The sequence below is a fragment of the Metabacillus sp. SLBN-84 genome, assembly GCF_053629595.1.
The window spans coordinates 540,172-560,223 of sequence record NZ_JBRJIP010000001.1 but is presented as its reverse complement, the minus strand read 5'-3'; the positions used below and the strand labels follow the sequence as shown (position 1 = coordinate 560,223).

Below are 20,052 nucleotides of genomic sequence, written 5' to 3'. Positions count from 1 at the left end.
CGTTTCGTTTGACCTTTATTGACCTTAGTTGTATGATGAGAGTACATAAATTTACCTTTACTTTAAAGGAGGAAATACGATGAATTTAATTCCTACAGTTATTGAACAGACAAACCGCGGTGAACGTGCATATGATATTTACTCACGTCTTTTAAAAGACCGCATCATCATGCTTGGAAGCGGAATTGATGATAACGTTGCAAACTCAATCGTTTCTCAGCTTTTATTCTTAGAAGCAGAAGATCCGGAAAAAGACATTTCCATCTACATCAACAGCCCAGGCGGATCCATCACTGCCGGTATGGCCATTTACGATACAATGCAGTTCATCAAGCCGCAAGTATCAACAATCTGCATCGGTATGGCAGCTTCTATGGGAGCATTCCTTCTTGCAGCAGGCGCCAAAGGCAAGCGTTATGCCCTTCCAAACTCTGAAGTCATGATCCATCAGCCTCTTGGAGGAGCGCAAGGCCAGGCTACGGAAATTGAGATTGCTGCAAAACGCATCCTTTTCCTTCGCGACAAGCTTAATCAAATCCTTGCAGACCGCACAGGCCAGCCGATTGAAGTCATCGCGCGCGACACAGACCGCGACAACTTCATGACAGCAGAGCGTGCACTTGAGTACGGCCTGATTGACAAAGTCATGGACCGCAATACGTTAGCAGACAAAAAATAAAAAGTGCAAAAAGAACGGCATTGTGCCGTTCTTTTTTATTTGGATTTAACAGCCATACGAATACCAATTACCTCTTTTTCTAGCAAGATCTTGGGTATTTGGCAGTTGATTTGGTGCACTGGACTTGGTCAGGCAGCTAAACAGGTACCTGCGCAGTCCCGATTAACAGAGATCAGTGTGTTACTTCCAAAAATGAGTGGAATACAACCAACTTCGCGCATTTTACAAACAACTTTGATTGCGTATCTACCAACTCTTTCTGATTTACTACCAGCTCCCCGTTCAAAGGCAAATTACTTCATTTTCCAGCAAGATCTTGGGCATTTGGCAGTTGATTTGGTGCACTGGACTTGGTCAGGCAGATAAATCAGGCACCTGCTCAGTCCCGATTCATAGAAATAATTGCATTACATCCAACAATGAGTGCAATACTTCCAACTTTAATCATTTTACAACCAACTTTGTATGCGTATCTACCAACTTTCCCTAATTTACGACCAACTCCCCATACAGGCGCAAACTACCTCTTTTTCTAGTAAGATCTTGGCCATTCGGCAGTTGATTTGCTGCACCGGACCATTACAGGCAACCGCCGGTAAACTTGCGCCATAAAAAAAAACGGCCCAAAGGCCGTTTTAAGCTTCCTGCTTTACGTATTCCGTTAAAACTTCAAGTGCTTCGTTTTCGTCGTGGCCTTCTGCAATCAGTGTGACGGTTGATCCTGAGCTGATGGCAAGGCTCATGAGCCCCATGATGCTTTTTGCGTTAACCTTTTTTCCATCTTTCTCAAGGAAGATATCTGATGCGTACCTGTTGGCCTCTTGTACAAATAACGCTGCGGGACGTGCTTGTAAGCCTGTTTTCAAACGAACTTCGACCTGTTTTTGAGCCATGTAAATCCCCTCTGCTTTCCCCTTTTTATTTGATTGTTACCGGCTGGCCGTTTCTAAGCTGTTCTGCAATTTCGTCCAATTTTCTCAGGCGGTGGTTTATGCCTGATTTGCTGATTTTGCCGCTCGATACCATTTCTCCGAGCTCTTTCAGCGTGACATCCTGATACTCTACCCGCAGTCTTGCAATTTCGCTTAATTTATCAGGCAGAGCTTCAAGACCCATTTTTTCATCAATGTATTTAATATTTTCAACCTGGCGGATCGCAGCGCCAATTGTTTTATTTAAGTTAGCGGTTTCACAATTGACGAGCCTGTTTACGGAGTTTCTCATATCTCTCACGATGCGTACATCCTCAAAGCGCAGCAGCGCCTGATGGCCTCCAATGATACTTAACAACTCGGAGATTTTTTCCGCTTCCTTGAGATAAGTGATATACCCCTTTTTCCGCTCAAGTGTTTTGCTGTTCAGGTTAAAAACATTCATCAGCTCGCACAGTGCATCATTATGCTCTTTGTACAGAGAGAAAATTTCCAGATGGTATGAGGATGTTTCAGGATTATTCACTGAACCTCCTGCAAGGAATGCCCCTCTGATATACGATCTTCTGCAGCACTTCTTTTTAACGAGATCTTCGGAAATGCTTCTAATAAAGGTGAAATTCTCCCCAAGGATGCTTAAATCCTCCAAAATTTCACGGGCTTTCTCTATCAGCCGAACGATATAGACATTATTCTTTTTCAAACGCATTTTTTTCCGGACAAGCAGTTCAACAGAAACGTCATACTGCTTTTTTAAGAGAGTATAAATTCTTCTGGCTATTGCTGCATTTTCAGTCTGAATATCTAGAATTAATTTTCGATTCGAAAAAGAAAGAGAGCCATTCATCCGGATGAGTGCAGACAGTTCTGCTTTTAAACAACATGGTTTAAGTTCAATGTTAGTCAGTTCTTTTTTTGTTTCAGAAGCAAAAGACATCGTTCTGCACCCTCCAATCAGTATGAATGCATTCGTTTGCACTCTTTATTTTTTTGCCGTTTTCCGCGGATTGTTCTGCAGGCTCCGCGGAGTGCCGAAATCTATTAAGTAATCATCTCATACAGGAGCTTTGCTACCTTTACGGTGTCATGCCGAATGACGTTATTTTCATAGGAGACAATCTTATCGTGGACAATTTCAAGACCCAGTTCACGGAGTGCCTCTATATCATAGTTTACCGGTTTTGCCAGTTCTTCTGCATATAATGCTTTCATCATATCAGGAATCACTTCATCATTCACTAAAATTGTATCGATGAACTTGCATTTCATATGGTCGTTGAGTGCTCTAACATGATCAGATGCTGTGTAGTCAAGGGTTTCGCCGGCCTGTGTCATCACATTGCAGATGTACACTTTTTTGGCTTTCGCCTTGCATACTTCATCACCGAGTTTGGGCACGAGCAGATTCGGCAGTATGCTTGTATAAAGACTTCCCGGTCCTATAAGAATCAGGTCTGCCTTTCGGATGACGTCAATTGCTTCCTCGAGGGGCTCGATCGTTTCGGGTGAAAGAAAGACCCGTTTGATCTTTTTCCCTGAGTAAGGAATTTTAGATTCTCCGGAGACAATGGTGCCATCTTCCATCTCTGCATGAAGCACAACGCTTTTGTTTGCAGCCGGAAGGACTTTTCCCCGGACATTCAGCACTTTGCTCATCTCGGTGACCGCGTGGAAGAAATCTCCCGTGATGTTCGTCATGGCGGCAAGAATCAGGTTCCCAAGAGAGTGCCCTGTCAGACTGTTGCCTTTATTGAAGCGGTGCTGAAACAAATTTTCAACAAGGGGTTCCACATCTGAGAGCGCAGCTAACACATTGCGTATGTCACCCGGCGGCGGAATACTCAGTTCATCGCGGAGCCGGCCAGAGCTTCCGCCGTCATCTGCTACAGTCACAATCGCTGTAATATCCACAGGGTATACCTTTAAGCCCCGCAGAAGGACAGATAAACCGGTTCCTCCGCCGATTATAACAACATTTGGCCGATTAGAAGGAGCTGTCATTAATGACGGCTTCTGCGCTCAATATCACGGTGTGATACGTGCGTCTGGTAATCGTTTTTGTAATGCTTCGCAATGTGTTCCGCCAATGTGACCGAACGGTGCTGTCCGCCTGTGCACCCGATCGCAATAACAAGCTGGCTCTTGCCTTCCCGCTTGTAGTAAGGCAGCATGAACGTCAGCAGATCAAGCACTTTTTCAAGGAACTTCTGCGTTTCCGTCCACTTAAGGACATAAGAGGAGACTTCCTCTTCAAGTCCTGTTTTTGGCCTCATATGGTCGATATAGTGAGGATTCGGGAGGAATCTGACATCAAAAACCAGATCCGCATCAATCGGAACCCCGTATTTAAAACCAAATGAAAGCACATTGACCGAGAAGGTATGCTCGGCATCTTCCGCAAACTGCTTCAGAATTTTTTCTCTGAGTTCGCGAGGCTTCAGTTCTGATGTATCAAAAATAAGCTGTGCACGGCCTTTAAGCTCCTCAAGCAGCTCCCGCTCATTTTTGATGCCTTCAAGCGGCAGACCTGTCGTTGCAAGCGGATGGGATCTCCGTGTCTCCTTGTAGCGTGTCACAAGAGTTGCATCCTTTGCATCAAGGAACAGGATCTGCGGGCTGATCCAGGTTGTCTCAGCTATATCATCAAGCGCCTGAAAAAGGCTTTCGAAAAACTCTCTTCCCCTAAGGTCCATTACAAGGGCAACCTTGTTCATCTTTGATCCCGATTCTTTCATCAGTTCAAGGAATTTAGGCAGCAGCGTCGGCGGAAGGTTATCCACGCAGAAATAGCCAAGATCTTCAAAGCTCTGAATCGCCACTGTTTTTCCAGCTCCGGACATGCCTGTAATAATGACCATCTTGATGTCCTGAACACTGCCTGTACTCATTTTGATTGCCTCCTCTCACATTCTCGTTACGTGTATATTGGTATGTCTGAGCAGACTACTGCGGATCCAGGCGGTAGGCAAGCAGCTCAAAATCAGGAGTATATGTGAATGTGCCGTAGATCAAGCCTGCCCCCTTCATCATGAATTCAAGAATATGATGATCTCCCGGAGCCATCGGAAGCTCTGCGACTTCTTCAAGTGAATGCCACTTCAGCTTTCCTTCTTCGGACTGGTCCACATTTTCGCCTGTAAATTCAGTAGCGAAAAATGTGAACATCATCCATTCGGAAACAATTTCATTTCCTTCTTTAATAATAAAGGTAAAGATGCCTTTGATTTTTGGGTTTTTTAAATATATGCCTGTTTCTTCGCGATATTCCCGTATGACAGTGTCTTTAATTGATTCACCCTGCTCCATCTTTCCGCCGGGTGCCACCCACCATCCTCTTCTCGGTTTTTGCAGGAGAAGAATTTTATCGTCCTGTACTAATACGCAATTCGTCACTCTTTGCAAAACTCTTCACCTCTGGATTTAATCGGCAGGCCGTCATTGTTTTTCTTCCTTTTTATTATACTATTTTGCGCACAGCCTCACAATGAACGGGGGCTTGCGGCACGATTTTTATTTTCTTGTTTTCTGCTGGAAACAGCACTTATGTATATATACGGCATGTACGAAGGAATGTTTCGGTTTTTTGGACAAAAAAAAGGAGTACGGGAAAGGGCGCCCGTACTCAAAAAATATTTATAAAAGGGGGTCAATTACTATTTATATAGTACCCCATTATTATTTCAGTGGTGTTACAGGAGAGTTAAAACAGAGTTACGTTTTTATGAACTTGTTTAAAGCTTTAAAGGGATTAGTTTGCCGCTTTAATTTTTTCCATCAGTTCTTCTACGTAATGCTGTACACTCTGTGCGGCAATAGAACCGTCGCCTGTTGCTGTAACAATTTGGCGAAGGGATTTTTCACGGATATCTCCTGCTGCGAAAATACCCGGCACCTTCGTTTCCATGCGGTCGTTTGTTTCAATATAGCCCTCTTCGTTTGTAATGCCGATTGACTGGAACGGTTTAGAAAGCGGCAGCATGCCGATGTAGATGAACACGCCGTCTGTTTTCATGACTGTTTCTTCGCCGGTTTGCGTATTCACAAGAGTGGCACTTCCTACCTTGCCGTCTTTTTCGTTGATTTCTTTCACCGTGTGGTTCCAGATAAAATCAACCTTTTCGTTATCAAACGCGCGCTGCTGCAGAATCTTCTGAGCGCGGAGCTCATCACGTCTGTGGACGATTGTTACTTTAGATGCGAAGCGTGTTAAGTACACACCTTCCTCAACCGCAGAGTCACCTCCGCCGATAACAATCAGCTCTTTGTTTTTGAAGAATGCGCCGTCGCATACTGCACAGTAGGAAACGCCGCGTCCGCCAAGCTCTTTTTCGCCCGGAACGCCGATTTTTTTGTATTCGGCACCTGTTGAGATAATGACGGCACGCGTTTTGTACTGCTTGCTTCCGGCAACAACGGTTTTGTATTCTTCGCCGTCGATGATTTCTTTAATGTCCCCGTAAGCATATTCGGCACCGAATTTCTTCGCATGATCAAACATCTTCGTTGACAGATCAGGTCCGAGAATATGGTCAAAGCCCGGATAGTTTTCCACATCTTCCGTATTGGCCATCTGGCCGCCCGGCACGCCGCGCTCAATCATCAATGTTGAAAGGTTTGCCCTTGACGTATATACAGCTGCTGTCATTCCGGCAGGTCCAGCACCGGCAATAATGACATCATAGATTTTTTCTTCAGACATCGTTCAATCACTCCTTGGGTTCGCACAAATAGTTCGTATACGGGATGCTTCTCCCATACTCCTATCCTATAAAAGATAAGGATTTCATGCCATTTATTTGCTCACGACCAGAGGTTCCGGATGTAAGCTGAATATTTGGACAGGGTTTTGCCGGATATGGAGTATTGTTTAGCCGTTTCCGTCTGTGTCACTTTATAGCCGTTTTCCTTCTTCCATACATACTCAAGTGCTCCTGCCCATGCAAGATGGTTGCTTAAAGGCAGCTCTTCACGTTTTGCTTTCAGAGCCGTCTTAAAGAAAAACAAGTAAAGTCCTTCATTCAGACCCTCGTTGTTTTTAAAGAGAACCTGTGCTGCCTGGTAGGTGAATCTGGATTTCTCAGACACGCTTTTTTTGATCTCCCCATTAACATGCGCAATTGCGAGATCCATAAACTCTCTTTCGAATGCAGACTGGGGAATTTTTGATGTTTTAAAAACCTGAATTTGATCGAGCTGATTCGTTTCAGCTGCTAAAAAAATGGCCAGCAGACGCTCTTCAATCGGCATGGTCATCGGCCGCTCCACTGATTTTTTCTCTTTAGCCCACGGCTCTGATCCTTCTTTTTCGGGATTCATCTCAAGAACGCGGTCAAAGCAGCTTCTTGCAAACTGTTCTCTTCCGGTAAAATAAGCGGAATAAGAAAGCCAGTAGTAAAACGTTTCATCACCGTCAAATCCCTGTCTGTAGATCGCCTTCAGCCATTTATAAGCAAGCTCGTACTGTCCGACAAGAGCAAATGTCGCACCAAGCTTATATCTGTGTTCAAACAGAATCGGGTGAATTCTCCCCATGCGCTGTGCGAGTTCTTCCACTTTTTCATCCTGGCGTTCATAATAATAAAACACCATTAAGTTGCACAATGCATGAAGGTTGCCGGGGTTTTTGTCCAGCACCATATCAAGGTGTTCTTTCGCCCGATCGACATCTCCCATGTAAAAATAGGCCAGGGATAAGTTATTGTAGGCAGACCAGAACTCAGGAAAGTCTGCCGTAATTTCCTTCAGAAGCACAATCGCTTCTTCAAGCTTTCCGTTCTCAAGAAGGGATTTTGCTGCATCCTGCTTCACGATCAGTTCGTCAGAATCAGAAAACAGATCTTCCTCATCCGCGCTTTCAATTGTCAAAAGCTCCAGAAGATCCTCCGTTTCTTCGATAAATTCGCCGTCCGGCTCCTTAGACTGGTATTCTGTCGCACATTTATAGGCTTCATGAAAAAGACCCAGATGCGCGTAATTATTGGCCATAAAGTAATGGCACTCTGATAACCCGCTATCAAGGTTTTTTAGAATATATGTTAAAAGCTCGTTTGATTGCTGATATTTTCCAAGTTCGGTATAGATGGCTGCAAGCTGGCTGAGCATTACGATATGATCAGGCTCAAGCTTTATGGCACGCTCAATCCACTTGCCCGCTCTTAATAGGTCTCGCTCCCGATAGGCTTTCATGCCCTTACGGTAAAAGTACTGTCCGTCTTGGAAGAAAGGGACAATCTGCGCTTTCTGTTCACTGTTGGTTGATTGTTTACCCACTGAAATCCTCCATTTCTTTACTTCTGCCGTAGGTTAGTATACCACACTGGGGAAGTACAACAATAGCAGGTGGCAAAAATTAAAAGCTATTGTTCTATCATGGTCAAAAGAACAGCGGGGCAAACAATTTGCAAGCAGAACAGGATAATCCGCTTGTACCTTTTTTCCGCAGGATTGCAGAGAACTCAACTGGTCACTCACAACAAAAAAAGCCCCAAAATAAAGGGCTTTACTTTGAAGCATGACGCTCTTTCAACACGCTCAGAACTTCATCGAGCGGCAGCTTCTGTTCTCTGAGGAGCACCATGAGATGGAACAGCAGATCGGCTGCTTCCCATTTCAGCTCCTCCGCGTCGCGGTTTTTGGCAGCAATGATGACTTCAGATGCTTCCTCGCCGACTTTTTTGAGGATTTTGTCTACTCCCTCTGTGAAAAGGTAGGTTGTATAGGAGCCCTCAGGCATTTCAGCTTCGCGCTCTGCAATCAGCTTTTCAAGAGTGCTCAGGATGTTAAAGCGGTCGGGACCTGATTCCTGCGTCTTGCCGAACAGCGTTTCGGAAAAACAGGAATAGGAACCGGTATGACATGCAGGACCTGCAGGCTTCACTAATACAAGAAGGGCATCCTGATCACAGTCATACTTCAGCCCCTCAACCTCCTGGGTGTTTCCTGAAGTTGCCCCTTTGTTCCAGAGCCCCTGTCTTGAACGGCTGTAAAACCACGTTTGCTTCGTTTCGATTGTTTTTTGAAGAGATTCCTTATTCATATAAGCAAGTGTAAGAACTTCTTTGCTTGCTGCATCCTGTACGATGGCAGGGACTAAGCCATTTTGATCGAATTTTACGGATTCCAGGTTCATCTGACTAACACTCCCTGCGTTTTTAAGTAGTCTTTTACTTCTTTTACGGACGTTTCTTTATAGTGAAAAATAGAAGCTGCCAGTGCGGCATCCGCTTTTCCCTCTTTAAATGCATCAGCAAAGTGATCGGCATTGCCGGCACCACCGGATGCAATCACGGGAACCGTTACAGCGTCGCTTACCATCCGGTTCAGCTTCAGGTCAAACCCGCTCTTTTCTCCGTCGCTGTTCATGCTCGTCAGCAGGATTTCCCCGGCTCCGCGCTTCACTGCTTCTGTTGCCCATTCGGTTACTTCCCAGTCTGTTTTCTCTCTTCCGCCATGTGTGTACACCAAATAAGTTCCCGATTCCGCATCAAACCTTGCATCTATTGCAACGACGATGCACTGGGACCCAAAAAAGCGGGCGCCTTCTGTAATCAGCTCCGGACGCAGCACCGCCGAAGTATTGACAGACACCTTATCGGCTCCTGCACGAAGAATTCGTTTCATATCCTCTAGGGAGTTGATGCCTCCACCAACCGTAAAGGGAATCGCAAGCTGCGCGGCTACACTCTCCACAACGTCTGCCATCGTCTTTCTGCCTTCATGGGATGCAGAAATATCGAGGAACACAAGCTCGTCTGCCCCCTCTTTGTCGTAAAACTTCGCCAGTTCAACAGGATCTCCCGCGTCACGAAGCCCTAAAAACTGAATGCCCTTTACGACTCTGCCGTTTTTGACATCAAGGCATGGGATAATGCGTTTTGTGATCATGCCCGCTTCACCTCTTCCAGCGCTTCCGCCAGATCAAACTGGTTTGTATAGAGCGCTTTTCCGACAATCGCTCCGGCAACGCCGTTTGCCGCGAAGGCAGCTAGAATGACGAGGTCATTCAGTGAACTGACTCCTCCTGATGCGATCACTTCTTTGCCTGTCGCTTTTGCCATTTCACACACAGCATCCACATTCGGTCCGGAAAGCATGCCGTCTGTCGCGATATCTGTGAAAATGAAGGTTTCAGCACCGGCTGCAGCAAGTTCCATTCCAAGCTCAGTCGCTTTCACAGTCGAGGTTTCCACCCAGCCTTCCGTTGAAACAAAACCGTCTTTCGCATCAATGCCGATTGCAATTTTCTCGCCGTACTTGGAGAGCATTTTTTTCACAAATTCCGGATTTGAGATAGCGGAGCTGCCAAGAATGACGCGGGAAACGCCATTTGAAAGGTAATACTCCACATCTTCCTCAGAGCGGATCCCTCCGCCTATCTGCACCTTCACATTAAGCTTTCGTGCAACTTCAATCACATGATTGTCATTCACACGCCTGCCTGCTTTTGCACCGTCAAGGTCCACCATGTGAATCCACTCGGCTCCTTTTTCAGCAAATACTTTCGCCATTTCAAAAGGAGAATCGCCATACACTGTTTCCTTTGCGTAATCTCCCTGTATGAGACGGACACATTTGCCGCCCCTCATATCAATGGCGGGATAGATGATAAATTCACTCATGGTTTCACCTTCTCTTCAACAATTTTAACAAAGTTCCTCAAGATTCCGATTCCAGTATGACTGCTCTTTTCAGGATGGAACTGTGTTCCGTAGACATTTCCTTCGCCAACCACTGCCGGCACTTCCACACCGTAATCTGCGGCTGCGATCACTGTTGCATCAGCTTCTGCTTTTACGTAATAGGAATGGACAAAATAGGAATATCCTTCCTCAATCCCATCCAGCAGTTCACTCTCTCTGTTCAGGCGAAGCCTGTTCCAGCCCATGTGAGGAACCTTTAGCTGATCTCTTTTCATGACATCTTCCGGAAAATGAACGACGGTCCCCTTCAAAAGGGAAAGTCCCTCTGTGAGGCCGTTTTCCTCGCTCGAATCAAACAGCAGCTGCATGCCAAGGCAAATGCCGAGCAGCGGTTTTTCTGCACGTGCAGCCTTTTGTATGTAAGCTGCCAATCCTGTTTCGTTTAAAATGGCCATTGCGTCTTTAAATGACCCTACTCCCGGAAGTATAAGACCGGACGCCCGGTCAAGCTCTTCAGGGCTGTCAGAAATGAAATAGGAAACATTCAGGCGTTCAAGCGCCTTGCTGACGCTGTAGAGGTTCCCCATGCCATAATCTATAATCCCGATCATTTACAACATTCCCTTCGTCGACGGCACTCCTTTGATCCGCGGATCAATCGTTGATGCTTCATCAAGCGCTCTTCCCAGTGCCTTAAACACAGCTTCAATCATGTGGTGGGTGTTGCGGCCGTAATGAACGATGACGTGAAGGTTGATGCGTGCTTCAAGAGCAAACTTCCATAGGAATTCATGAACAAGCTCTGTATCAAAATTGCCGACTGTCGGACTCGGAAACTCTCCCTTCAGCTCAAAGTGAGGACGGTTGCTGAGGTCCACCACAACCTGGGCGAGTGCTTCATCCATCGGAACCATCGCCTGACCGTAGCGTTTAATGCCTCTTTTGTCTCCAAGAGCTTCTCTGAAGGCCTGTCCAAGACAGATGCCGATGTCTTCTGTTGTGTGATGGCCGTCAATTTCCGTGTCGCCGTTTGCTGCAACGGTCAAATTAAACTGACCGTGTTTTGTAAAAAGATCCAGCATGTGCGTCAGAAACGGCACGCCTGTATTGAGTTCTGAGATTCCTTCTCCATCTATCGCAAGAGAAAGGGAAATATCGGTTTCATTCGTCGTTCTTTGCAGACTTGCTGTTCGTTCCATTTTGACATCCTCCTATTTTAAGCGCTCCTCAATGGCGCGTGCATGTGCTTCAAGACCTTCAAGACGGGCAAAGGCCGCAATCTTTTCCGCTGACTGCGCAAAAGCTTTTTCACTATATGAAATGATGCTCGTTTTCTTGATAAAATCATCGACAGAAAGCGGACTTGAGAACCGTGCCGTACCGTTAGTAGGCAGAACATGATTCGGGCCTGCAAAATAATCGCCGACGGGCTCAGAGCTGTACCTTCCAAGGAAAATGGCTCCCGCATGACGAATGCTGCCAACCAGCTCCATCGGATTCTCTGTCAGAATCTCAAGATGCTCAGGCGCCAGTTCGTTGACAGCCGCAACTGCTTCATCAAGTGAATCCGCGACATAGATATACCCGTAATTTTCAATCGATGCAGACGCGATTTCTCTGCGCGGAAGCGTCTGGAGCTGCTTTTGCACTTCTGAAGAAACGGCCTCGGCAAGCTCCATTGAATCTGTGACAAGCACGCTTGATGCAAGGGCATCGTGCTCGGCCTGTGATAAAAGATCAGCCGCCACTTCTCCCGGAACAGCGGTTTTGTCGGCAAGAACCACAATTTCACTCGGACCCGCGATCATATCAATCGCAACATCTCCAAATACTTCTCTTTTTGCCAGAGCTACATAAATGTTTCCGGGCCCCGTTATTTTATCAACCGGTCTGATAGTTTCTGTACCGTATGCAAGGGCTGCAACTGCCTGCGCTCCGCCGGCCTTGTAGATCTCCTCCACGCCAAGCTCTTTTGCGGCGACGAGGACGCCTGCAGGCAACGTGCCTTCTTTATTCGGCGGGGATACAAGTACGATCCGCTTCACACCCGCTGCCTGAGCAGGAATGACGTTCATCAGAACAGAGGAAGGATAGGCAGCCGTTCCGCCCGGTACATAAACACCCGCCGCGTCAAGAGGCGTGATTTTCTGCCCGAGCATCGTCCCGTCTTCTTTATACGTCATCCACGACTCGCGCTTTTGCTTTTCGTGAAATGAACGGATATTTGCAGCCGCTTCGCGGATAATATCCGCCGTTTCTTGATCTAATTCTTGATAGGCAGCCTGAGTTTCAGCTTCCGTTACCTTTAAATCAGACAGTGACACGCCGTCAAATTTTTCCGTAAAAGCAAACAGGGCTGCATCTCCCTTTTGCTTCACCTCTTCAATAATTGATTTCACTGCATCACGCTGAGTTTCTGTCCCTGAATCAATGGATCGTTTTAATGATGCGGACGCGCCTGTTAGTCGCTCAATTCTCATAGTGCATCCCCCTCTACAACAGCTGAAAGACGGCTGACAAGCTCATCAATCTGTTCATCCTTCATTCTGTAGCTTACAGGGTTTACAATCAGCCGCGAGGTAATGCTGCAAATTTTCTCAAACTCCACAAGACCGTTTTCCTTAAGCGTGCGGCCTGTTGAAACGATATCGACAATCCTGTCGGCAAGCCCGATCAAAGGCGCAAGCTCAATCGATCCATTAAGCTTAATAATTTCAACCTGTTCTCCCTGCTCCCTGAAATAAGAGGAAGCAACTCCGGGATACTTCGTGGCAACTTTAGGAGCCACAGCACCTGTGACGCTGCCCCCCGGCAGACCGGCTACTGCCAGGTAGCACTCGCTGATGTTCAGATCTAGCACTTCGTACACATCCCGCTCTTCCTCAAGCATCACGTCTTTACCGGCAATCCCGATATCCGCAACCCCGTGCTCCACATATGTGGCAACATCCATCGGCTTAGCAAGGATAAATCTCATCTTTTCAGCCGGGACCTCAAGAATGAGTTTACGCGATTCATCAAATTCAGGCGGCAGCTTGTACCCTGCTTTTCTGAGCAGATCAGCCGCTTCGTCAAAAATTCTTCCCTTCGGCATGGCAATCGTCAGCATGTTACTCATCCTGCTCTCCCTTTCTTGATCCGATAAAATAACTCACGTCCGTAAACTGCTTCGTATAGGAGTCAACATCATTGACACCCGTAATATCCTGCATCGTCACCTGTTTTCCCTGTCCGCGGAGATGTGCAGCCTGTGTAATGGCTTCTGCTCTTCTCTCCCCGCTGTAAAGGATACAGTGAATGTCAGGCTGTTTGTCTTCTTCTCCAAGCGATTCAATGAGCCTGTCGAGCCTGATACCGAATCCTGTTGCCGGAGCCGGAGTGTTAAAGCGTTCAAGCAGCTTGTTGTACCGACCTCCGCTGCCGACAGGAAATCCGATGTTTCCTGCGTACACTTCAAACAGAATGCCTGTGTAATAGCTCATATGGCTGACAATATTCAAGTCAAGCTTCACAGATTCCTCTGCTCCAAAATCCTTGAGGTGCAGCCACAGTTTTTCAAGCTCTGCAGCCGCTTCTTTTGCCTCTTTGCTTGAAGCAAGCTCAGACGCAAGTGCGAGTTTATCCTCGCCTCCTCTAAGCTGCAGGAGCTGAAGCAGTCTTCCTTTATCAATGGAAGACAGCGGCAATCCTTTCACATGTTCTCTGTACCCCACGTAGTTCTTTTCGTACAGAAAACGGCGAAGTACATCTGCCCGCTCCTGATTTCCAAGGATCTCCTTGAAAAGGGCATCAGCAAATCCGATGTGGCCGATGGCAACCTTGAAATCACGCAGACCGGCCTCTTTCAGAACGGCAATCATAAGGGCAATTACTTCCGCATCACCGCTTGTCGTTGCATCTCCAATGAGTTCCGTTCCGATTTGCTCAAACTCTGCCGGACGCCCTCCCTCGCGCTGCTGTGCGCGGAAGACGTTCGCATCATACGCCAGACGCAGCGGATAATCCTCCTGATAAAACCGGGATGCTGCCACACGCGCAATCGGCGCAGTCATATCAGGCCGGAGGACGAGCGTGTGTCCCTGCTGATCGAGAAGCTTAAATAGCTTGCCTTCTGAAATCGCGGATTGAACACCGACAGTATCGTAAAATTCAAGTGTAGGCGTTTCAATAAACTGAAAGCCCCATTTTCCAATTGCATCGGTCATCCGTTCCCTGACCTGTTTTTTTGTATGATAGAGCGATGGCAGTGTATCCCTCATGCCAAGCGGTTTTTCAAACATAAACATCCTCTGCTGCACCTCTTTCACGAAAAGTTCCGAATCCTTTAGTCCGCTAATATAGTAACATGCTACCAAAATAAAGCCGGGTTCGCAAGTCATAATGTTTCTTTCTTATTCTTTCTGTTTGTTTGATTTCCTTTTTAAAAAAGTTTTTAAACAAACGTTTGATTAGGTTTAACTGCTTGAAATCCGGGTATATAGAAAGTAATATTTCCCCCAATGATCATAGAAAACCGGCCTGGATGTTGCAGGCCGGTCCTTTTTTTGTCTTTTTTTAATAGCAGTCTGTTATTAAGCTGATTGTAGATTTCAAAGCGTACCCGTTCCCTTTCGCTCCAGAAACTTGCTTTCCGCGGGGAGTGCCTGAAGCTTCCTCGCTGCGCTTGCGGGATCTTCAGAGCCCTCTTCATCCCGCAGGAGTCAAGTTTCTTCCGCTGCAGTCCACTGGTGATTTAAATTTAAAGCTCTGCTTCGGGCCTAACTCTGGTTTCCCCTCGCTGAAGGGAACAATCCAACTGTTTTTGTGCCCCTCCCACTGTTTTTCGCTCATCGGATTTCCGTTTAAATATACTAATGACGCAAATTTTAAAAAGAAACCAACAAAAAAACACTGGCCGCAGCCAGTGTCATTGTTTTTCGCGAAGCGGATCTTTTTCATTCCGTTCCGCCATTTCTTCTTTTGTGTAGATGATTCTCATCGGGTTGCCTCCGGCGAATGCTCCTGCGGGTACGTCTTTGTGGACAAGGGTGCCGGCAGAGACGATGGCACCGTCGCCTATTTCAACTCCGGGGAGAACGGTGGAGTTTGCGCCAATCATGACTTCGTCGCCGATTACGATGTCCCCAAGCCTGTACTCGCGGATTAAGTATTCGTGGGCAAGCAGCGTGGTATTGTAGCCGATGACCGTATTTCTGCCGACTTTAATTTTTTCCGGAAACATCACATCAAGCATCACCATCAGGGCAAAGGATGTCTGCTCGCCGACCTTCATGCCGAGGAGCCTGCGGTACATCCAATTTTTCATGGATAAGAACGGTGTGTAGCGCGCAAGCTGGATGACAGTGAAATTGCGGACAACCTTCCAGAAAGGTACGGTTTTATAAACGTGCCAGAGTGAATTCGGGCCTTTAACAGGATACCTAGTCGTTCTTCTCAAGAGTTATTCCTCTCCAAGCACGCTTAACAGATCGCTCATCTTGTTAAGCATGTAGTCCGGCTGAAAGCCTTCCAAATACGCTGCTCCCTTGATGGTCCATGCTACACCGGCTGTCTTGGTCCCAGCTGCTTTTCCCGCATCAATATCATGGTAATTGTCGCCGACCATTATCGCCACTTCGGGGGAAGCATTCAGCTTTTCGAGAGCAAGCAGGACGGGTTCAGGATGAGGCTTCGCATGTTTCACATCATCAAGTGTGACGACCGTTTCAAAGAACTTGCCGAGTCCGGTCAGCTCAAGCCCCATGTTCACGGTGTTCCGGATTTTCGTCGTTACGATGCCAAGCTTGAAGCCTTTTTCATGCAGAGCCTGAACCGTTTCGTACACCGTTTCAAACTGTGTGACAAGCCGGTCGTGCTGATCATGGTTAAATGTGCGGTAGGTGCTGATCATTTCATCTACGCGCATCGGATCCATTTTCACGAACGTCTCACGAAGAGTCGGGCCAAGAAACGGAAGCACATCCTCCCGCCCGTATTGATTTGGATAGTAAAGATTTAACGTATGCAGGAATGATTCAATAATTAAGTCATTTGTGTTGATCAATGTTCCGTCCAGATCAAACAATACGGTGTTAATTTTCATAAGTTGCTTCCTTTCTGCTTGTATGTTCAAATCTGTCCCAGATCGCCCCGACTGCCATTGTCAAAAGAACGGCTGTCACAATCCTGATAATCAACAGCGGAAGCACAGGAATGCCGAGAGGTACGAAAATCAGCGTATCCTCAACAACCGCATGGCAGGACACGAGAAAAATAAAAGCAAGCGTCAGGTCTCTGTAGCTGACCCCGTCCTCTTCCACCGCTTTGATCATGACTCCGGCACCATACGCGAGACCGATTGTTAAACCCGCAACCATCGTCATAGAGGTATTTTCCTTCATGCCGAGCATTCTTGTGACAGGCGCCATCCATCTTGAAAAGGCCGTCAGGAAACCTTTGTCCTTCAAATACTGAATAACGACCATCAGAGGAATGACGATCAGCGCAAGCTGCACGATACCGAGGCCTGCTTTTTGAACGGCGCTGAGCCCAATCTCCAGATAGCCTTCCGGAGCAGCCGCCTGCTTCGGAATAAACCCGTACTGAGCCGTCTCTGCTCCGCCTTTCCACAGGAGATTGATCATAATCGCCGAGCTGACAGCAAGACTGATTCTGACAAGCAGAATCACCCAGATCTTGATGCCGACTTTGGCAGCCACGGTGGATTCAATAATCAAATTATGTGAAAAAGAAAGCATGACAGCTAAGATAAATACTTCTTTCACCGATAAATCAAGCGTTAAAATCGCAGCAATTCCCGCATACAGATTCAGCATATTGCCAAGCACAAGCGGAATGGCCGCTTCCCCTGAAAGCCCGAAAATCCCCATGACCGGCTGAATCAGCTTAATCAGCCAGGGAAGAACGGGTGTGTGCTGAAGCAGGCTGACGATCAGCGTAACGGGGAAAATCACCTTTCCAAGCGTCCAAGTTGTCTGAAGCCCTGCCTGAAATCCCTTTTTTAAGCTAGTAATCAGAAACATCCCCTTATTCAGCTGATTCTAAATAACGTTCCTTTGAATAGCCTTTGACTCTTCTGAAAATCAAAACAGCAATCGCAGCAGCAATCAGGCCGAGTGAAATAACCTGGGCGATGCGGAGTGACTCAGTCAGCATCAGGCTGTCCGTACGCATGCCTTCGATAAAATAGCGTCCGACTGAATACCAGATGATATAGGTGAGAAACAGCTCGCCGCGGCGCAGATTCGCTTTTCGGAGAAGCATCAAAACGGCGAATCCGGCAAAGTTCCACAGTGATTCATACAGGAACGTCGGGTGATAGTAAGTCCCGTCAATATACATTTGATTAATAATGAACTCCGGCAAATATAACCCTTCAAGGAACTGGCGGGTAACCTCGCCTCCGTGTGCTTCCTGGTTAATGAAATTGCCCCACCGGCCGATCGCCTGACCTAAAATGATGCTCGGCGCGCCAATATCGGCAAGCTTCCAAAACGAAATTTTTTTCACTTTGGCAAACACAAAACCCGTCACAAATGCGCCGATCAGACCGCCGTGAATCGCAAGGCCGCCGTTCCAGATCTTCACGATATCTCCCGGATTCTGAGAGTAATAGTCCCATTGAAAAATCACGTAGTAGATCCGCGCGCAGATAATCGCAATCGGAATCGCAAATAAGACAAGATCAACAAATGTATCCTTATGAAGCCCTCTTCTCTCACTCTCGCGCACCGCAAGCCACAAGCCGAGAAGCGCTCCCACTCCAATGATCAGACCGTACCAGTGCACCTGAATCGGTCCAAGCTCCAGAAACACCGGATCAATCGGCGTAAAATTCTCCTCCATGCTTTCTTTCCCCCTATAGATGATTATGCGTCATCGTGTTCAGTATCTGTAATGACATCCGTTAACTTATTTGTAAACTGTTCGGCAGCATTCAGGCCCATGCGCTTCAGTCTGAAGTTCATCGCAGCCACTTCAATGATAACGGCAAGGTTTCTTCCGGGACGGACAGGAACTGTCAGCTTCGGAACATCTGTATCAATAATTTTCATTTTTTCTTCATCAAGACCAAGTCGGTCGTATTGCTTTTTCGGATCCCAGATTTCAAGATCGATGATGAGGGTAATCCGTTTATAGCTGCGGACTGCGCCTGCTCCGAAAAGCGTCATGACGTTAATGATGCCAAGACCGCGGATCTCAAGCAGATGCTCAATCAAGTCAGGTGCATTCCCAATCAGCGTATCCTGATCCTCCTGTCGTATTTCTACACAGTCATCTGCGACTAGGCGGTGGCCGCGCTTAACAAGTTCAAGAGCGGTTTCACTTTTTCCCACGCCGCTTTTTCCGACAATCAGGACACCGACTCCGTACACGTCAACCAAAACACCGTGCACAGCCGTTGTCGGCGCAAGCTTCCCTTCAAGAAAATTCGTCAGATGACTTGATAGGCGCGTTGTTTTTAACGGGGAACGGAGAACAGGCACCGATTTTTCTTCAGATGCATCTGTCAGTTCTTTCGGAATCTCCATCTCGCGTGAGACAATGATAGCCGGAGTAGAGTCCGTGCAGAGCTGATCCATGCGCTTCATTTTTTCCTCGTCCGTCAGCTTCTGAAAAAATGTCAATTCTGTTTTTCCTAGTATTTGGACACGCTCTTTCGGATAGTATGTAAAAAATCCTGCCATTTCCAAACCCGGGCGGGACAGGTCACTCGTCGTAATCGGCCGGTTAACACCTTCTTCACCGCTGATGAGCTCTAAATGGAACTTTTCAATTAAATCTTTCGTGCGAACTTTCGCCATGCAAGTTCCTCCTTATTTCTAAAAATAGAAAGTATTTTATGAGCATAAACCTTTGCCTGACTGGCACCGATGCCAGATCATGACTCTTGCATCCATGCCTTTTTTCTTATTCAGAAGGACAATTAAAATCCCTTCTTATTTTAGCACTTTTGCCTTTTAAACGGAAACCGGGATTCCCCGGCCTCCAAATTTTTATAAAAGGGCGGGACAAACACCGCTACTCTAGCATACCGAACGCCATATATTACTAGAGAAAAGAATTTTACTAGGAGGACTGCACGTGAAAATAGCCATTGATGCCGGACACGGCTACACTACTCCCGGAAAACGGACAGTAGACGGGATGAGAGAATACGAATTCAACCGTGCTGTGGCAAATGAAATGAGAACGCTCCTTGCAGGCTACGAAAATGTCACGGTACTGTTTACACACTCAGACGCGCGTGATGTCCCGCTGCAGGAAAGAACCGACAAAGCCAATACGGAACTTTGTGATGCATTCGTTTCAATCCATGCGAATGCATTCGGAAGCGGCAACGCATGGAATGACGTAAAAGGAATCGAGACATATGTACATGATTCAAGGCCGCAGCAGGCACTTGCCCTTGCAAACGCCGTTCAGAAAGAGCTGATTGAAAAAACGAAGCGGACAGACCGCGGAGTAAAAGCGGCAAACTTCCAGGTTTTGCGCGAAACAAAGATGACAGCCATTCTGATTGAATGCGGCTTTATGACCAATCAGGAGGAAGCTCAGGCTCTGAAGTCAGCCGCATACCGGAAACGATGTGCGGAAGCCATCACAGAAGCCCTTGCCGCCTTTTACAACTTGAAGAAAAAAGCACCGCCCGCTCCTGCTCCCTCACCATCACCGGGCAAGCTTTACAAAGTCCAAGTCGGCGCCTTTGCTGAAAAAGCAAACGCAGATGTACTGGCAGATGAGCTCAGAAGCAAAGGGTACAGTGTGATCGTGCTTTCTGAATAAGAAACTTGAGCAGAGA

22 protein-coding genes are annotated in these 20,052 nt (G+C 46.9%); 2 read left to right on the top strand and 20 right to left on the bottom strand.

Annotated features, from left to right (window positions below; genetic code table 11):
- The first annotated feature begins 79 nt into the window (after positions 1 to 79).
- Positions 80 to 679 carry an ATP-dependent Clp endopeptidase proteolytic subunit ClpP gene (gene clpP, locus RKD52_RS02715; protein ID WP_029284600.1) on the top strand — a complete coding sequence of 200 codons (600 nt, stop codon included), beginning with the start codon at positions 80 to 82 and terminating at the stop codon, positions 677 to 679.
- A gap of 635 nt (positions 680 to 1,314) precedes the next feature.
- Here clpP and RKD52_RS02710 read toward each other — a convergent pair.
- The 20 genes from RKD52_RS02710 to hprK form a co-directional block, all read right to left on the bottom strand.
- Positions 1,315 to 1,572: an HPr family phosphocarrier protein gene (locus RKD52_RS02710; protein ID WP_029284602.1), complete on the bottom strand. Its 258-nt coding sequence runs from the start codon at positions 1,570 to 1,572 to the stop codon at positions 1,315 to 1,317.
- A 25-nt stretch (positions 1,573 to 1,597) separates the two neighbouring features.
- The gene (gene whiA / locus RKD52_RS02705; protein ID WP_320154709.1) at positions 1,598 to 2,548 is read right to left on the bottom strand and encodes a DNA-binding protein WhiA; all 951 of its coding nucleotides are present in this window, start codon (positions 2,546 to 2,548) and stop codon (positions 1,598 to 1,600) included.
- 104 nt (positions 2,549 to 2,652) lie between these two features.
- The gene (locus tag RKD52_RS02700; RefSeq protein ID WP_454098565.1) at positions 2,653 to 3,612 is read right to left on the bottom strand and encodes a gluconeogenesis factor YvcK family protein; all 960 of its coding nucleotides are present in this window, start codon (positions 3,610 to 3,612) and stop codon (positions 2,653 to 2,655) included.
- Positions 3,612 to 4,499 carry an RNase adapter RapZ gene (gene rapZ, locus RKD52_RS02695; protein WP_320154711.1) on the bottom strand — a complete coding sequence of 296 codons (888 nt, stop codon included), beginning with the start codon at positions 4,497 to 4,499 and terminating at the stop codon, positions 3,612 to 3,614. The genes RKD52_RS02700 and rapZ overlap by 1 nt, the downstream gene beginning before the upstream one ends.
- 55 nt (positions 4,500 to 4,554) lie before the next feature.
- The gene (locus RKD52_RS02690) at positions 4,555 to 5,013 is read right to left on the bottom strand and encodes an 8-oxo-dGTP diphosphatase (RefSeq protein ID WP_029284610.1); all 459 of its coding nucleotides are present in this window, start codon (positions 5,011 to 5,013) and stop codon (positions 4,555 to 4,557) included.
- Positions 5,014 to 5,359: 346 nt separating this feature from the next.
- Positions 5,360 to 6,310 carry a thioredoxin-disulfide reductase gene (gene trxB, locus RKD52_RS02685; RefSeq protein ID WP_454098564.1) on the bottom strand — a complete coding sequence of 317 codons (951 nt, stop codon included), beginning with the start codon at positions 6,308 to 6,310 and terminating at the stop codon, positions 5,360 to 5,362.
- Positions 6,311 to 6,411: 101 nt separating this feature from the next.
- The gene (locus RKD52_RS02680; RefSeq protein WP_454098563.1) at positions 6,412 to 7,881 is read right to left on the bottom strand and encodes a tetratricopeptide repeat protein; all 1,470 of its coding nucleotides are present in this window, start codon (positions 7,879 to 7,881) and stop codon (positions 6,412 to 6,414) included.
- A 229-nt stretch (positions 7,882 to 8,110) separates the two neighbouring features.
- Positions 8,111 to 8,740: a bifunctional phosphoribosyl-AMP cyclohydrolase/phosphoribosyl-ATP diphosphatase HisIE gene (hisIE, locus tag RKD52_RS02675; RefSeq protein WP_454098562.1), complete on the bottom strand. Its 630-nt coding sequence runs from the start codon at positions 8,738 to 8,740 to the stop codon at positions 8,111 to 8,113.
- On the bottom strand, positions 8,737 to 9,495 hold the full coding sequence (hisF, locus tag RKD52_RS02670) for an imidazole glycerol phosphate synthase subunit HisF (protein ID WP_454098561.1): 759 nt from the start codon (positions 9,493 to 9,495) through the stop codon (positions 8,737 to 8,739). Before hisF ends, hisIE begins: the two co-directional genes overlap by 4 nt.
- Positions 9,492 to 10,229: a 1-(5-phosphoribosyl)-5-[(5-phosphoribosylamino)methylideneamino]imidazole-4-carboxamide isomerase gene (gene hisA / locus RKD52_RS02665; protein WP_454098560.1), complete on the bottom strand. Its 738-nt coding sequence runs from the start codon at positions 10,227 to 10,229 to the stop codon at positions 9,492 to 9,494. The genes hisF and hisA overlap by 4 nt, the downstream gene beginning before the upstream one ends.
- Positions 10,226 to 10,861 carry an imidazole glycerol phosphate synthase subunit HisH gene (hisH, locus tag RKD52_RS02660; RefSeq protein WP_454098559.1) on the bottom strand — a complete coding sequence of 212 codons (636 nt, stop codon included), beginning with the start codon at positions 10,859 to 10,861 and terminating at the stop codon, positions 10,226 to 10,228. The genes hisA and hisH overlap by 4 nt, the downstream gene beginning before the upstream one ends.
- Entirely contained in the window at positions 10,862 to 11,449 is a 588-nt protein-coding gene (gene hisB / locus RKD52_RS02655; protein ID WP_454098558.1) for an imidazoleglycerol-phosphate dehydratase HisB, read from the bottom strand.
- A 12-nt stretch (positions 11,450 to 11,461) separates the two neighbouring features.
- Complete coding sequence (gene hisD / locus RKD52_RS02650; RefSeq protein ID WP_454098557.1) at positions 11,462 to 12,730, bottom strand: histidinol dehydrogenase; 1,269 nt, start codon at positions 12,728 to 12,730, stop codon at positions 11,462 to 11,464.
- On the bottom strand, positions 12,727 to 13,368 hold the full coding sequence (gene hisG, locus RKD52_RS02645) for an ATP phosphoribosyltransferase (protein ID WP_454098556.1): 642 nt from the start codon (positions 13,366 to 13,368) through the stop codon (positions 12,727 to 12,729). The genes hisD and hisG overlap by 4 nt, the downstream gene beginning before the upstream one ends.
- Entirely contained in the window at positions 13,361 to 14,536 is a 1,176-nt protein-coding gene (locus RKD52_RS02640) for an ATP phosphoribosyltransferase regulatory subunit (protein WP_454098555.1), read from the bottom strand. Before RKD52_RS02640 ends, hisG begins: the two co-directional genes overlap by 8 nt.
- Before the next feature lie 620 nt (positions 14,537 to 15,156).
- A complete protein-coding gene (locus tag RKD52_RS02635) occupies positions 15,157 to 15,687 on the bottom strand; it encodes an acyltransferase (RefSeq protein ID WP_454098554.1) in 531 nt (176 codons plus the stop codon).
- Positions 15,688 to 15,690: 3 nt separating this feature from the next.
- Positions 15,691 to 16,332 (bottom strand): pyrophosphatase PpaX, encoded by a 642-nt coding sequence (ppaX, locus tag RKD52_RS02630; protein WP_454098553.1) that lies wholly within the window; start codon positions 16,330 to 16,332, stop codon positions 15,691 to 15,693.
- Positions 16,322 to 17,272, bottom strand: coding sequence for a nucleoside recognition domain-containing protein (locus tag RKD52_RS02625; protein ID WP_454098552.1), 951 nt, complete (start codon positions 17,270 to 17,272; stop codon positions 16,322 to 16,324). Before RKD52_RS02625 ends, ppaX begins: the two co-directional genes overlap by 11 nt.
- A 4-nt stretch (positions 17,273 to 17,276) precedes the next feature.
- On the bottom strand, positions 17,277 to 18,095 hold the full coding sequence (lgt, locus tag RKD52_RS02620) for a prolipoprotein diacylglyceryl transferase (RefSeq protein ID WP_454098551.1): 819 nt from the start codon (positions 18,093 to 18,095) through the stop codon (positions 17,277 to 17,279).
- A gap of 23 nt (positions 18,096 to 18,118) precedes the next feature.
- Positions 18,119 to 19,054, bottom strand: a complete 936-nt coding sequence (hprK, locus tag RKD52_RS02615; protein ID WP_369734438.1) for an HPr(Ser) kinase/phosphatase — start codon at positions 19,052 to 19,054, stop codon at positions 18,119 to 18,121.
- 280 nt (positions 19,055 to 19,334) lie between these two features.
- Between hprK and RKD52_RS02610 the strand changes: the two genes are divergently transcribed.
- Complete coding sequence (locus tag RKD52_RS02610) at positions 19,335 to 20,036, top strand: N-acetylmuramoyl-L-alanine amidase (protein ID WP_454098550.1); 702 nt, start codon at positions 19,335 to 19,337, stop codon at positions 20,034 to 20,036.
- Positions 20,037 to 20,052 lie beyond the last annotated feature (16 nt).